Genomic DNA, 12552 nt, shown 5'->3' on the forward strand with positions numbered 1-12552 from the left:
CACGTAAATCGCGCGTTCCGGCTGCATGTTTTCCCGCCAGAAACGGCGCCGCCACACGCGGCGCCGTTTTGCCTTTCTTGACCTTTCTGTTTCCTCGCCTTTGTTACCCTATCTCGTAATTGGACCATTCCCCCGTCATTACGAGCTAGTTCGATGGATACCCTCGTCAGCATGAATGTGTTTCGCTACGTCGTCGAAGTGGGCAGCTTCGTCGGCGCGGCCGAACGCATGCAGATGTCGGCTGCGATGGCGAGCAAGCACGTGATGCATCTCGAGCAACAGCTCGGCGCGCGGCTGCTGCATCGCACGACACGACGCGTTGCGCCTACCGAGGCGGGACGCGAATACTATGAGCGCCTCGTGCAGGCGCTGTCGGAACTCGACGAAGCCGGGCAGGCTGTCGGCGCCGCGAGCGTGGTGCCGCAAGGCAGGCTGCGCGTGACGTCGCTATCCGCGTTCGGGTTGCGGCACGTGATGCAGGCCGTCACCGATTACGCGGGCCGGTTCCCGGACGTGACCGTCGACATGACGCTGTCCGATCGCGTGGTCGACCTGATCGAGGAAGGCTACGACGTCGCGGTACGCGCGGCGCCGAACGGATTGAAATCGTCGTCGCTGGTCGCGCGGCAGATCGCGACCGCGCACATCCTGCTGGTCGCGTCGCCCGAGTATCTCGAGAAGCACGGCACGCCGCAGACGATCGCCGATCTCGCGCACCACAACTACCTGCGGCGCGATTCGAATTCGACGATGCTCGATTCGCTGGTGATCGATGCGGCCGCTGCGTCGCGCGTGAACCTGAACGGTAACCTGATCGTGAATCATCTCGAAGGGCTGCGCGCAGCCGTGCTCGCCGGCGCGGGCATCGCGCTGCTCGGCACCGAGGTGGTCGGCGACGACATCGAATCGGGCCGGCTCGTGCCGGTGCTGCTCGATTCCGTGCCGCCGCACGAAGCGCCGATCTATGCGGTGTACGCGAGCCGTCGCCACGTGTCGGCGAAGGTGCGTTCGTTCGTCGACTTCCTGGCGGCGCGTTTCGAAGGGCAGTCGCTGTGCCCGTCGATCGAATCGCGCCTGCGCGTGCTGCCGATCACGCGGATGAAGCGCGCGGTCTGAGCGATGCTTCCCGCTGCGGCGGGGCAATAAAAAAGCGCGAACCGCTGCGGTTCGCGCTTTTTGTTTGGTCCGACGGCTGGCGTGTCGATGGCGGCCGCGAGGGCCGCCGCTTCCTTCAGCGCGGAATGCCGAGCCGCGCCTTCGCGTCGTCGTACTCGCGCTTCAGCCGCTCGACGAGCGCACCCACGCTCGGCAGGTCGTCCATCAGGCCAACGCCCTGGCCGGCACCCCAGATGTCCTTCCACGCCTTCGTCTTGTCGCTGCCGAAATTCATCTTCGTCTTGTCCGATTCCGGCAGCGCGTCCGGATCGAGGCCGGCCTTCTCGATGCTCTCGCGGATGTAGTTGCCGTGCACGCCGGTGAAGAGGTTCGTGTAGATGATGTCTGACGATTTCGCGTTCACGATCGCGTGCTTGTAGTCGTCGATCGCGTGCGCTTCCTGCGTCGCGATGAAGCGCGTGCCCATGTAGGCGAAGTCGGCGCCCATCGCCTGCGCGGCGAGGATCGAGCCGCCGTTCGCGATCGAGCCGGACAGCACGATCGGGCCGTCGAAGATCTTGCGGACCTCGCCGACCAGCGCGAACGGCGAGGTCGTGCCTGCGTGGCCGCCGGCGCCGGCCGCGACGAGGATCAGCCCGTCGACGCCGGCTTCGAGCGCCTTCTGCGCATGGCGCAGGTTGATCACGTCGTGCAGCACGATGCCGCCGTAGCTGTGCACCGCGTCGACGATCTCGCGCGCCGGCGCGCGCAGGCTCGTGATGAAGATCGGCACCTTGTGCTCGACGCATACGCGCACGTCGTGTTCGAGCCGCGCGTTCGACTGGTGGACGATCTGGTTGACCGCGATCGGGCCGATCACCGCGTCGGGGTGTTTCGCCTTGTGGTCGGCCAGCTCCGACTGGATCTGCGTGAGCCACTCGTCGAGCAGTTCGGCCGGACGCGCATTGAGCGCGGGGAACGAACCGACGATGCCCGCCTTGCATTGCGCGAGCACGAGTTCGGGATAGCTGACGATGAACATCGGCGACGCGATGACGGGCAGCGTCAGGTTCTGCAGGACAGCGGGCAATGCCATGTGATGTCTCCAGTCTCCAGGGGGCGCCGGCGCCCGCGCGCATCGCGCGGATGCCGACACCATGCTTTGCATTCGAACGGTGATTCGAGTGTAGCTGCGAACCGGACGCGTTCGAGGACGTTCATATTAATACGAACGGTCGTGCGATTCTACGCGAGCTTAACAAAATGCGCGGTGTGGCGGCAATCGAGTGAGTGTTCTCTTTCTAGGGTTTCTGGCTGTTGCCACGCTGTGTAGATGCACGAGCGATCCTAAAATAACCGCCATAACAAACCAACGAGAAACAAACCATGTCGTTTGAGGCGTTTGCACCGTTTCGCGTGACGGTGCAGGACACCGACATCTTCGGTGTCAAAGGAGGCGCGGGTCCGCCGCTGCTGTTGCTGCACGGACATCCGCAAACCCACATGATCTGGCATCGCGTTGCCGCGACGCTCGCGAATCATTTCACGGTGATCGCCACCGACCTGCGCGGCTACGGCGCGTCGGGCAAGCCGCCGAGCGACGCGCAGCACACGCCGTATTCGAAACGAGCGATGGCGGCCGATCAGGTTGCCGTGATGCGGCATTTCGGCTTCGAGCACTTCCACGTATGCGCGCACGATCGCGGCGCGCGGGTCGCGCACCGGCTCGCGCTCGATCACGCGGACGCCGTCGAGCGGATGATGCTGCTCGATATCGCGCCGACGCTCGCGATGTACGAGAAAACCGACCGCGCATTCGCGACCGCGTATTTCCACTGGTTCTTCCTGATCCAGCCGGCGCCGCTGCCCGAGACGCTGGTCGGCGCGCATACCGATGCATACATCGAGCGCGTGATGGGCAACCGGTCGGCCGGGCTCGCGCCGTTCGCGCCCGAAGCGCTCGACGCGTATCGCGCCGCGCTCGCGCAGCCGGGCGCCGTGCATGCGATGTGCGAGGACTACCGCGCGTCGGCGACGATCGACCTCGAGCACGATCGTGCGGATCTCGAGCGCGGCAACAAGGTCGCGTGCCCGCTGCGCGTGCTGTGGGGCGAGCACGGGATCGTCGGCCGCTGTTTCGATCCGCTCGACGAATGGCGTCGCGTTGCCCGCGACGTCAGCGGCCGCGCGCTCGACTGCGGGCACTACATTCCGGAAGAGGCGCCGGTCGCGCTGATCGACGAACTGCTCGCGTTCTTCGAGGCGCGCGACCCGGCTGCATAAGCAGGCTGGCGGGCGGACGGGCGGCGAGTGCCGCCCGCTGCTCAGCGATGCGCGTGGTCGTCTTCGACGAGCGGCGGCAGGCGGCGCGGCACCGGCGTCGATTTCACGATCGCGGTGCTCGTCTCCGCGCGCTCCGTTACCTTCGACAGGATGTCGTCGAGGTGCTCGATCGTGCGCAGGTAGAGCCGGCAGATGAAGCAGTCTTCGCCGGTGACCTTGTCGCATTCGACGAATTCGGGAATGCGCCGCAGCAACTCCTCGACCAGGTGCAACTGGCCCGGCAGCGGCTTCACGCGGACGATCGCCTGCAGCGTGTAGCCGAGCGCGCGCGGGTCGAGCTCGACGGTGAACGCGGCGATCACGCCCTGCGCTTCGAGTCGCCGCACGCGGTCGGCGGTCGCGGGCGCCGACAGTCCGATCTGCCGCGCGAGTTCGCTGGTTGCGATGCGTGCGTCGTCGGCGAGCGCCGCGAGGATCGCGCGGTCGGTCGCGTCGAGCGACGCGATGGCGGGCGGGGAAAGGCGTTTCGGCATGATCGCTTTGCTTTCGAAGGTCAATCGGCTGATTCACTTCAGTTTAGCCGTGGTTGTAGCGAAAGCAAGTTTCTAGAATCGAAGTCATCCACTCTCTTCAACGGAGTTCATGATGGCCTCGAATGAAATTCGCCGCGGCGCCGCCGAGATGATCGTCGCGATGCTGATGTCCGGCACGATCGGCTGGCTCGTGATGTCGTCGCAGCAGCCGCTGACGAATGTCGTGTTCTTCCGCTGCCTGTTCGGCGCCGCGACGCTCGCGATCGTCTGCGCGGCGTTCGGCTTCCTGCGCCGCTCGCTGTTCTCGCCGCGGATGCTCGCGCTCGCGACGCTCGGCAGCGTCGCGATCGTCGCGAACTGGCTGCTGCTGTTCGCCGCCTATTCGCGTGCGTCGATCTCGATGGCGACCGCCGTCTACAACACGCAGCCGTTCATGCTCGTCGCGCTCGGCGCCATCGTGTTCCGCGAACGGATCACCGCGTCGACGGTCGCGTGGCTCGCGCTCGCGTTCGCCGGGCTCGTGTTCGTGGTGCGCGTCGAGCCGTCCGTGCTCGCCGTGCCCGGCGAGTATCTCGAGGGCGTTGCGCTGTCGCTCGGCGCGGCATTCCTGTATGCGATCTCGTCGATCGTCACGAAGCACCTGAAGGGCACGCCGCCGCATCTGCTCGCGCTGCTGCAGGCCGGCCTCGGCGTCGTGCTGCTCGCGCCGTTCGCGCACTTCGGCACGCTGCCCGCGACGGCCGCGCAATGGCTCGACCTGATCGTGCTCGGCGTCGTCAACACGGGCCTGATGTATGTGCTGCTGTACGGCGCGATCCAGAAGTTGCCGACCGCGATGACGGGCGCGCTGTCGTTCGTCTATCCGGTCGTCGCGATCGTCGTCGATCACGTCGCGTTCGGGCAGACGCTCGCGTGGACGCAGGTGTTCGGCGCGCTGCTGATCCTGCTCGCGGCGGCCGGCGTGAACCTCGGCTGGCGCATCGTGCCCGCGCGTCGCGCGGCGGTCGGCAACTGAAACGGTCGTACGCTTCGGCGCCGCTGCGCGATGCCGCCGCGGCTCGCCGATCGCGAAATCGAGGCACGATGATTGCGCACGAAAGCGGCTCGCGCGCAGGTGTGAAAGACGCTGTAAGAAGTTGTAGGGAAACACCCGATGCGAGCGGTGCGCGTCGCTCGTATGATGCGGGCTGTGACGTTGATCACGTTCACAGGATTCCGATCTCGACGCCGTTCGCCCGTGAGGCTGAACGGCTTTTTTTTATGCTTCGCTTCCGGCGAGCAGGCGCCGCCGCGCATCGAGCCGCGCGAGCAGCACGCGCCTCGCGTCGTCGTCCGACGCCCGCCATCCCTTGATCTCGTCGCGCGTGCGCAGGCAGCCCGCGCACCAGTCGGTGCGCGGATCGATCCGGCATACGTCGGTGCACGGCGACGCGACCGTGCCGACCGGCAGCGGCATGTCGCTCATGCCGGGTCCCGCAACGCGACGTCCGCGACCGGCGCGCCCGTCAGCGCCACGAGTTCGTGCGGCGACAGGTTGAACACCGCGTGCGGATGGCCGGCCGCGGCCCACAGGCTGTCGAGCGTGAGCAGGTCGGCGTCGATCAGCGTGACGGGTTCGACGAGATGGCCGATCGGGCAGACGCCGCCGATCGCGTAGCCGGTGTTGTCGCGCACGAATTTCGCGTCGGCGCGGCCGACCGCACCGACCTGTGCGGCCACCTTCTTCTCGTCGACGCGATTGACGCCGCTCGCGACCACCAGCACGGGCGCGCCGTCGGACTGACGGCGAAACAGGATCGACTTCGCGATCTGCGCGACCGAGCAGCCGAGCCCGGCTGCGGCCTCGGCCGACGTCTTGCCGGTTTCGGCGAGCATCACGATGCCGTTGGCATGGCCGCGCTCGCGCAGCAGCAGCGCGACGCGTCGCGCGGAATCGGGGAGGGAATCGAATGAAGCAGGTGTCGTCATGTCGAGGAATCCGTGAAGTGCCGCGGTTACACGCAGGTCGCGTCGTCGGCCGCGCTTTGTGCCTTGGCGATGAGTGCGCGACCGGCGCGCGAGACGTTCGCGCGGCCGATCGCGTTCGAGATGAAGTCGCCGGCGGCGACGACCTGCGCGAGATCGATGCCGGTGTCGATGCCGAGGCCGTGCATCAGGTACAGCACGTCCTCGGTCGCGACGTTGCCGGTCGCGCCCTTCGCGTACGGGCAGCCGCCGAGGCCCGCGACCGACGCGTGGAAGATCTCGATCCCTTCGAACAGCGCCGCGTAGATGTTCGCGAGCGCCTGGCCGTAGGTGTCGTGGAAGTGGCCCGACAGGCGTTCACGCGGGAACACGCGCGTGACGGCCGCGAGCACTTCGCGCGTGCGCTTCGGCGTGCCGACGCCGATCGTGTCGGCGATGTCGATCTCGTCGCAGCCGAGCGCCGCGAAGCGTTCGACGACGTCGACGACCGATGCGACCGGCACTTCACCCTGGTACGGGCAGCCGAGCGTGCACGACACGCTGCCGCGCAGCCGCAGGCCAGCGTCCTTCGCGGCCTTCGCGACGGGCTCGAAGCGCGCGATGCTCTCGGCGATGCTGCAATTGATGTTCCGCTGCGAGAATGCCTCGCTCGCCGCGCCGAAGATCACGACTTCGTCCGCGCGTGCGGCGACCGCGTTCTCGAAGCCCTTCAGGTTCGGCGTGAGGACCGAGTACACGGTGCCCGCGCGACGCTCGATGCCGGCCATCACGTCGGCACCGTCGGCCATCTGCGGCACCCATTTCGGCGACACGAACGACGCGGCCTCGATATTGCGGAAGCCGGCGCGCGACAGCCGGTCGACGAGCGCGATCTTCACGTCGGTGGGCACGAAGGTCTTCTCGTTCTGCAGCCCGTCGCGCGGGCCGACTTCGACGATCTTGACGGCGGTGGGGAATGTCATGGTTGTCTCCTGATTTTTCGGTAGGGCGGAATTCAGTAGCCGCGCGCGTAGTCGACGATGCCGCCGACGCGCTCGCCGCGCTCGAACGCACGGATCTTTCCGGCGATCTGTTCGACGGCCTCCGCGCGCAATGTTTCGGCCGAGCTGTGCGGCGTGATGGTGATACGCGGCGCGTGCCAGAACGGATGGTCTTCCGGCAGCGGTTCGTGCTGGAACACGTCGAGCGTGGCCGCGGCGATTCGGCCGCTCGCGAGCGCGTCGAGCAGGTCGGCCTCGACGAGATGCGCGCCGCGCGCGACGTTGACGACATACGCGCCGGGCGCAAGCCGCGCGAACGCGCGCGCGGACAGGATGCCGTCGGTGTCGGGCGTGCTCGGCAGCAGGTTGACGAGCACCTTCGCGCCGTCGATGCACGCGTCGAATGCGCCGTCGCCGGCGAAGGTCGTGACGCCGTCGAGCTGCTTCGCGCTGCGGCTGTAGCCGCGCACGGGCAGGCCGAGCGCGGCGAGTGCGCGCGCGACCTGCGTGCCGAGCACGCCGAGGCCGAGCAAGGCGACGGTAAAGCTCGCGCGCGGATGCGGTTCGAGCGCCTGCCAGCGGCGCGCGCGCTGCAGCGCGTCGTATTCGTCGAAGCGGCGCAGGTAGCGCAGCACCGCGTGCGTCACGTATTCGACCATCTGCTGCGCCATGCCCGAATCTTCCAGCCGCACCAGCGGCACGTGCGCGGGCAGCGTGCCCGGATGCGCACGATCGAGCGCAAGCAGCGCGTCGACGCCCGCGCCGAGGTTGAAGATCGCGCGCAGGCCGTCGCGCGGGGCGAAGAATTCGCGCGGCGCGCGCCACACGAGCGCGTAGTCGGCGGCGGCCGTGTCGCCCGGCTGCCACGCGCGCAGTTCGGCTTCCGGCAGCGCGCGCGCGATCTCGTCGCGCCATGCGCCGGCTTCCTGATGCGGGGAGTAGAACAGGATCTTCATGGCGTGATGACGGGCGCGCCAGCGGGGCGCGTCACGGGCAAGGCGAGCGGGGCCGGGCACAGCGCGCCGGCGGGCGTAGCGGACATCGGGCGTCTCCTGACGACCGGGCCCGGCGCATCGGCGCCCGGCCCGGCTCGGTGTGAAGCTGACGGGAAGCCCACATTCTACGGTTTCGCGGCATGTTGCGCCGTCGCGCGGTCCGGCCGGCCGCGGGTCGCCGTCCGGACGGCCGCCCCCCGGATGGCCGGCCCACGGATGGCCGCCCCCCGGATGGCCGGCCCACGCAAAAGCAAAGCACAAAATATTGGTTCGGCCGCCGGGAGCGCCGCGCCACAATCGAACCTCGTCTTCAAGCACGCGAGGGCAATCATGAGCGCATGCAGCAAATCGGCGTGGCCGCCGCGGCTAGTCACCGTTCCGGGCCTGCACGGCAGCGAAGGCGCTCACTGGCAGACCTGGCTCGAGCGGCAGTTTCCGCGTTCGTTGCGCGTCGAGCAGGACGACTGGGACGCGCCCGACCTCGCGGGCTGGGCGCATTCGGTGCGCACGCTGCTCAATTGCGAGCGCGGGCCGTTCGTGCTCGCCGCGCACAGCTTCGGCTGCCTCGCGGCCGCGCATGCGCTCGCGCAGGGGCCGCATACGGGCGATGTCGCGGGCGTGCTGTTCGTCGCGCCCGCCAGCCCGAAGAAATTCACGTTCGCCGGGCCGTTCGACGCGCGCCGGCTCGCGGTGCCGTCGATCGTGATCGGCAGCGAGACCGATCCGTGGATGCCGCTCGCCGATGCGCGCACGCTCGCGCAGCGGCTCGGCAGCGCGTTCGTGAACCTCGGCGACGCCGGGCACGTCAACACGGCGGCCGGCTTCGGGCCGTGGCCGCGCGCGAAATACTTCATCGACACGCTGGTGCATTGCGCGGCGCCGCTGCGCTTTCGCGACGCGGACGACGGTTTCGAAACCGCGCTCGTCGACCGCGCGCTCGCGCACGCGGTCTGACGGCGCGGGCCGTCGCGCTTACGACGCGGCGACGGGTTTGACGGCGGCCGGATCCGAATAGCTCGGCCGGCCGTTCTCGACGTGGCCCGCGAAGCGGCGCGAGAACGTGCCGTTGGCGCCGTCGCTCACCGTCACGTCATACCATTGGTGGCTCGACGCGAGCGCCCACTGCTCGACATGCTCGTCGCCGCCGTGCAGCGTCACCTGCCGCGACGGCGCGCCGTACGCGTTGTCGGCCAGCGTCAGCGTGACGTGCGCGCCACCGTGGTTGTGCAGCTTCAGGTACAGGTTCCCGTTCGCGATGTCGTAGCCGGCCTTGACCTCCGGCTGCGCCGGGTTGCGGTGCGGCGCGGCCGAGGCCGACACGTTGCCGGAGAACACGCGCACGAAGCCGTTCGGCCCGTACACCGAGAACGCATACGCACCGTTCGTCACCGTCAGGTCGAAGTCCGCATGCAGCACGCGGCGCGCGCCGACCGTATAGCGCCACGGGCCGTCGGTGCGGTTCGTCGCATACACGTGGAAGTGCGCGCCCTGGTTGCCGCGGTTCGCGAATTCGATGCGCAGCTTCGTCCCGGCGTAGAGGCTCGCGTTCACGTGCAGCTCGTACGGCAGGGCGCGCGCGGGCCGCACGCCGGGCTCCTGCGGGTCGACAGGCGACGGCGTCGCGGGGACGGTCGGCGCGGGCTGCGACGTGCACTGCTGGTCCGCGATCGAGCGGTACTGGCTCGTGTCGGGCAGCGGCGGGAACGACGCATCCGACGAACGGAAGTCGAATGCGGCGGTGAGGTCGCCGCACACGGTGCGGCGCCACGGCGTGATGTTCGGTTCGTCGATGCCGAAGCGTTCGCCGATGAAGCGGATCACCGACGTGTGGTCGAACACCTGCGAGCACACGTAGCCGCCCTTGGTCCACGGCGACACGACCGTCATCGGCACGCGCGGCCCGAGGCCGTATGGCAGGCCGTCGGCCGTGTAGCTGCCGCCGCGCCCCGGGTTCACGACCGTATGCAGCTCGCCGTCGGTCGTCACGGTCGACGCGCCCTGCGCGGCCGACGTCGGCGGTTGCGGCGGCACGATGTGGTCGAAGAAACCGTCGTTCTCGTCGTACATGATGAACAGCACGGTCTTGCGCCACACGTCCGGGTTCGACGTGAGTGCATCGAGGATCTGCGACGTGTAGTTCGCGCCGTACGCGGGCGTGTATTTCGGATGCTCGGAGAACGCGGCCGGCGGGCACAGCCACGATACCTGCGGCAGCCGGTCGTTGATCACGTCGTCCTTCAGGTCGTCGAGCGTGCGCACGGTCTGCGCGCGCTGGTACAGCGACGAACCGGGCTTCGCGTTGATGAAGTTCGCGAAATTCTGCAGCACGTTCGTGCCGTAGTTGCCGTTGTACGGATCGTTGCCCGTCGTCCCTTGCTGATAGATCTGCCACGACACGCCGTGCGCTTCGAGGCGTTCGGGAAAGGTCGTCCACGACAGCAACTGGTACGCGGGCGGCCCGTCGCCGTCGACGTAGTCGCTGTTGTCGAGCAGCGGGCCGCCGAACTTGCCGGTCGGGTCGACCGTGCCCGTCATCAGGTACGAGCGGTTCGGGTGCGTCGGCCCCGGCAGCGAGCAGAAGTAGTTGTCGCACACGGTGAACGCATCGGCGAGCGCGTAGTGGAACGGGATGTCCTCGCGCACGTGATAGCCCATCGTCATGTCGGTCTTGTTCGCGGGCCACTGGTCGTAGCGGCCGCCGTCGATCGCCGCGTGCGTCTTGTACCACGAGTGGTCGAGATCGCCGACACACTGCGCGCTCGTCGTCAGCGTGTTCAGTCGGAACGGCAGCACGGGCTTGCCCGGATCGGCCTTCGATGGCTGGTACCACACCGGCTTGCCGTTCGGCAGCGGGATCGGGAAGCGGTCGTTGTAGCCGCGCACGCCACGCAGGTGTCCGAAGTAATGATCGAAGGAGCGGTTTTCCTGCATGAACACGACGATGTGCTCGACATCGCGGATCGTGCCGGTGCCGCGCGCGGCGGGAATCGCGAGCGCGCGGCGGATCGATTCGGGAAAGGCGTTGAGCGCAACGGCGGCGCCCGCGGATTGTGCGACGGTATGCAGGAAACGGCGGCGGCTCGATGACGTCATGTTATTTCACCTCGGTTCTGCGGTCGGGGGACGGAAGCGGCGGGATCAGCCCGGCGACGACGCCGCGGCACTCGATGCGGCCGCGTTCGTCGCAGGCTTCGCGTCGTCGTCGTCATCGGGCGGGTAGTGCACGACGGGCGGCGCGAGCGGTGCGGCATCGGACGCGGCGGTATTCGCGGAGGCATCGTTGTTGAACGCACTGGCGGAGCCGGCCGATGCGCCGGCCGGTTGCGACGCGTCGGTCGTTTGGGCGTCGTGCGGCGCGTCGTCGCTGCAGGCGGCGACGAAAACGGCGGCACAAAGAACGACGACGACGGAAACGCGACGCATGACTTCTCTCCTGGCAGGCTGATCGGGAAACGTTTTCGAGTATGCCGATCCGATGCGACGTTTCGGTGAATCGTTTGCGTCCGGGGTGTGATCGCGGAATGCTTTCGATATCCTGACCATTCGCTTGCGCGAGGTGGCGGGTGTGCAATATTTCCCGGCCGACGATGCGGGCCGGGCACTTTTACCCGGGCGCGCGATGCGACGTGCGAAGGCGTCCACGGCAGCCCGGCCGTTCATGATGGTCGCGTGCGGGCGATCGCGTTGCGTCAGCGTCGCGGTGTGCGTCGCCGCACCTCGCTGCGCAGCCAGTCGAGCCAGGTGCGGATCGCCGTTTCGTGCGGATGGCCGGGGCGCCAGACGACGTAGTGCGCATACACGTCGGTCACGCGCACCGTCGATACGCGCACGAGCGTGCCGTCCGCGAGCTCGGGTTCGATCAGCGAGCGGCGCGCGAGCGCGACGCCGCGCCCTTTCAGCGTCGCGTCGATCAGCGCGTTCGCATCGGTGAAGCGCGGCGCGCGCGCGGATTCGGTGAGGTCGAGCCGCGCGGCCTGGAGCCATGGCTCCCACGGCTGCGCGGGATGGCGCAGCAGCGTCGCGCGCACGAGATCGGCCGGCACGCGTGGCGCAACGCCGTCGCGATTGCGGTACGCGGGGCTCGCGACGGGAAAGATCGTTTCGTTCATCAGCTTTTCGGCGACGACGCCGGGCCACGTGCCGGGCCCGTAGCGCAGCGCGACGTCGATGCGGTCGCGCTTGCGCAGCGGCGCGAGCGCCACGTCCGGGTGCAGCGCGATCGCGATGTGCGGATGCGCGGCCGCGAAGCGCGGCAGGCGCGGCGCGAGCCAGCGCTCGGCGACACTCGGCAGCACGCTGACGTTCAGCGTCACGTCGCAGGTACGCGGGCGGCTGCGTAAGGCGAGTGCCGGCTCGAACGCGCGTTCGAGCACGCTCAGGCCCTGGCGCACCTGGAGCGCGAGCGCGTGCGCGGCATGCGTCGGCGTCGCGCCGTTGCGTTCGCGCGTGAAGAGCGGGTAACCGAGCTGCGCCTCGAGCGCGCGGATGTGCTGGCTGACCGCGCCTTGCGTGAGCGCGAGGGCGTCGGCCGCGCGCGTGAAGCTCTGCAGCCGCACGGCGGTCTCGAACGCGCGCAGCGTCTGCAGCGGAGGGAGGTGGATGCGTCGCATGCGGGTATTAGTAACACTAATGTCCGAGCACGACAATTCATCGTTTGCCGCGCATCGGTACGCGTTCCTACACTCGGTTCCGTCTTCCACA

13 protein-coding genes are annotated in these 12552 nt (G+C 68.3%); 4 read left to right on the forward strand and 9 right to left on the reverse strand.

The window, feature by feature from the left end; all coding sequences use genetic code 11:
* Window positions 1-153 precede the first annotated feature (153 nt).
* Window positions 154-1116 (forward strand): LysR family transcriptional regulator, encoded by a 963-nt coding sequence (locus U5809_RS28800; protein WP_176049502.1) that lies wholly within the window; start codon window positions 154-156, stop codon window positions 1114-1116.
* 115 nt (window positions 1117-1231) lie between these two features.
* Here the strand turns inward: U5809_RS28800 and U5809_RS28805 are convergent, their stop codons facing one another.
* Window positions 1232-2191 carry an NAD(P)H-dependent flavin oxidoreductase gene (locus U5809_RS28805; protein WP_176049503.1) on the reverse strand — a complete coding sequence of 320 codons (960 nt, stop codon included), beginning with the start codon at window positions 2189-2191 and terminating at the stop codon, window positions 1232-1234.
* A 290-nt stretch (window positions 2192-2481) separates the two neighbouring features.
* Between U5809_RS28805 and U5809_RS28810 the strand changes: the two genes are divergently transcribed.
* Window positions 2482-3378: an alpha/beta hydrolase gene (locus tag U5809_RS28810; protein ID WP_322089007.1), complete on the forward strand. Its 897-nt coding sequence runs from the start codon at window positions 2482-2484 to the stop codon at window positions 3376-3378.
* Window positions 3379-3419: 41 nt separating this feature from the next.
* Here U5809_RS28810 and U5809_RS28815 read toward each other — a convergent pair whose 3' ends face one another.
* Window positions 3420-3911 (reverse strand): Lrp/AsnC family transcriptional regulator, encoded by a 492-nt coding sequence (locus U5809_RS28815; protein WP_176049505.1) that lies wholly within the window; start codon window positions 3909-3911, stop codon window positions 3420-3422.
* A 112-nt stretch (window positions 3912-4023) separates the two neighbouring features.
* Here U5809_RS28815 and U5809_RS28820 point away from each other — a divergent pair, with 112 nt between their 5' ends.
* The gene (locus U5809_RS28820; RefSeq protein ID WP_176049506.1) at window positions 4024-4926 is read left to right on the forward strand and encodes a DMT family transporter; all 903 of its coding nucleotides are present in this window, start codon (window positions 4024-4026) and stop codon (window positions 4924-4926) included.
* Between the two features lie 243 nt (window positions 4927-5169).
* Here U5809_RS28820 and U5809_RS28825 read toward each other — a convergent pair whose 3' ends face one another.
* From U5809_RS28825 to U5809_RS28840, 4 genes are read right to left on the reverse strand one after another with little or no spacing between them, the layout of a single operon-like run.
* The gene (locus U5809_RS28825) at window positions 5170-5376 is read right to left on the reverse strand and encodes a DUF1289 domain-containing protein (RefSeq protein WP_322089008.1); all 207 of its coding nucleotides are present in this window, start codon (window positions 5374-5376) and stop codon (window positions 5170-5172) included.
* Window positions 5373-5879, reverse strand: coding sequence for a YbaK/EbsC family protein (locus U5809_RS28830; protein ID WP_322089009.1), 507 nt, complete (start codon window positions 5877-5879; stop codon window positions 5373-5375). The genes U5809_RS28825 and U5809_RS28830 overlap by 4 nt, the downstream gene beginning before the upstream one ends.
* Before the next feature lie 26 nt (window positions 5880-5905).
* Window positions 5906-6838, reverse strand: coding sequence for a hydroxymethylglutaryl-CoA lyase (locus U5809_RS28835; protein WP_282506104.1), 933 nt, complete (start codon window positions 6836-6838; stop codon window positions 5906-5908).
* A 32-nt stretch (window positions 6839-6870) separates the two neighbouring features.
* Window positions 6871-7812, reverse strand: a complete 942-nt coding sequence (locus tag U5809_RS28840) for a glyoxylate/hydroxypyruvate reductase A (RefSeq protein ID WP_322089010.1) — start codon at window positions 7810-7812, stop codon at window positions 6871-6873.
* A gap of 369 nt (window positions 7813-8181) precedes the next feature.
* On the opposite strand from U5809_RS28840, the gene U5809_RS28845 reads away from it, so the two are divergent.
* The gene (locus U5809_RS28845; protein WP_322089011.1) at window positions 8182-8805 is read left to right on the forward strand and encodes an alpha/beta hydrolase; all 624 of its coding nucleotides are present in this window, start codon (window positions 8182-8184) and stop codon (window positions 8803-8805) included.
* 18 nt (window positions 8806-8823) lie between these two features.
* On the opposite strand, the gene U5809_RS28850 is transcribed toward U5809_RS28845, so the two are convergent.
* The 3 genes from U5809_RS28850 to U5809_RS28860 form a co-directional block, all read right to left on the reverse strand.
* Window positions 8824-10944: a phosphocholine-specific phospholipase C gene (locus U5809_RS28850; protein ID WP_322089012.1), complete on the reverse strand. Its 2121-nt coding sequence runs from the start codon at window positions 10942-10944 to the stop codon at window positions 8824-8826.
* A 45-nt stretch (window positions 10945-10989) separates the two neighbouring features.
* Window positions 10990-11274: a hypothetical protein gene (locus U5809_RS28855; protein ID WP_322089013.1), complete on the reverse strand. Its 285-nt coding sequence runs from the start codon at window positions 11272-11274 to the stop codon at window positions 10990-10992.
* Window positions 11275-11540: 266 nt separating this feature from the next.
* Entirely contained in the window at window positions 11541-12461 is a 921-nt protein-coding gene (locus tag U5809_RS28860) for a LysR substrate-binding domain-containing protein (RefSeq protein ID WP_322089014.1), read from the reverse strand.
* Window positions 12462-12552: the final 91 nt, after the last annotated feature.

Source organism: Burkholderia sp. BCC1999 (assembly GCF_905339975.1).
Lineage (GTDB): Bacteria > Pseudomonadota > Gammaproteobacteria > Burkholderiales > Burkholderiaceae > Burkholderia.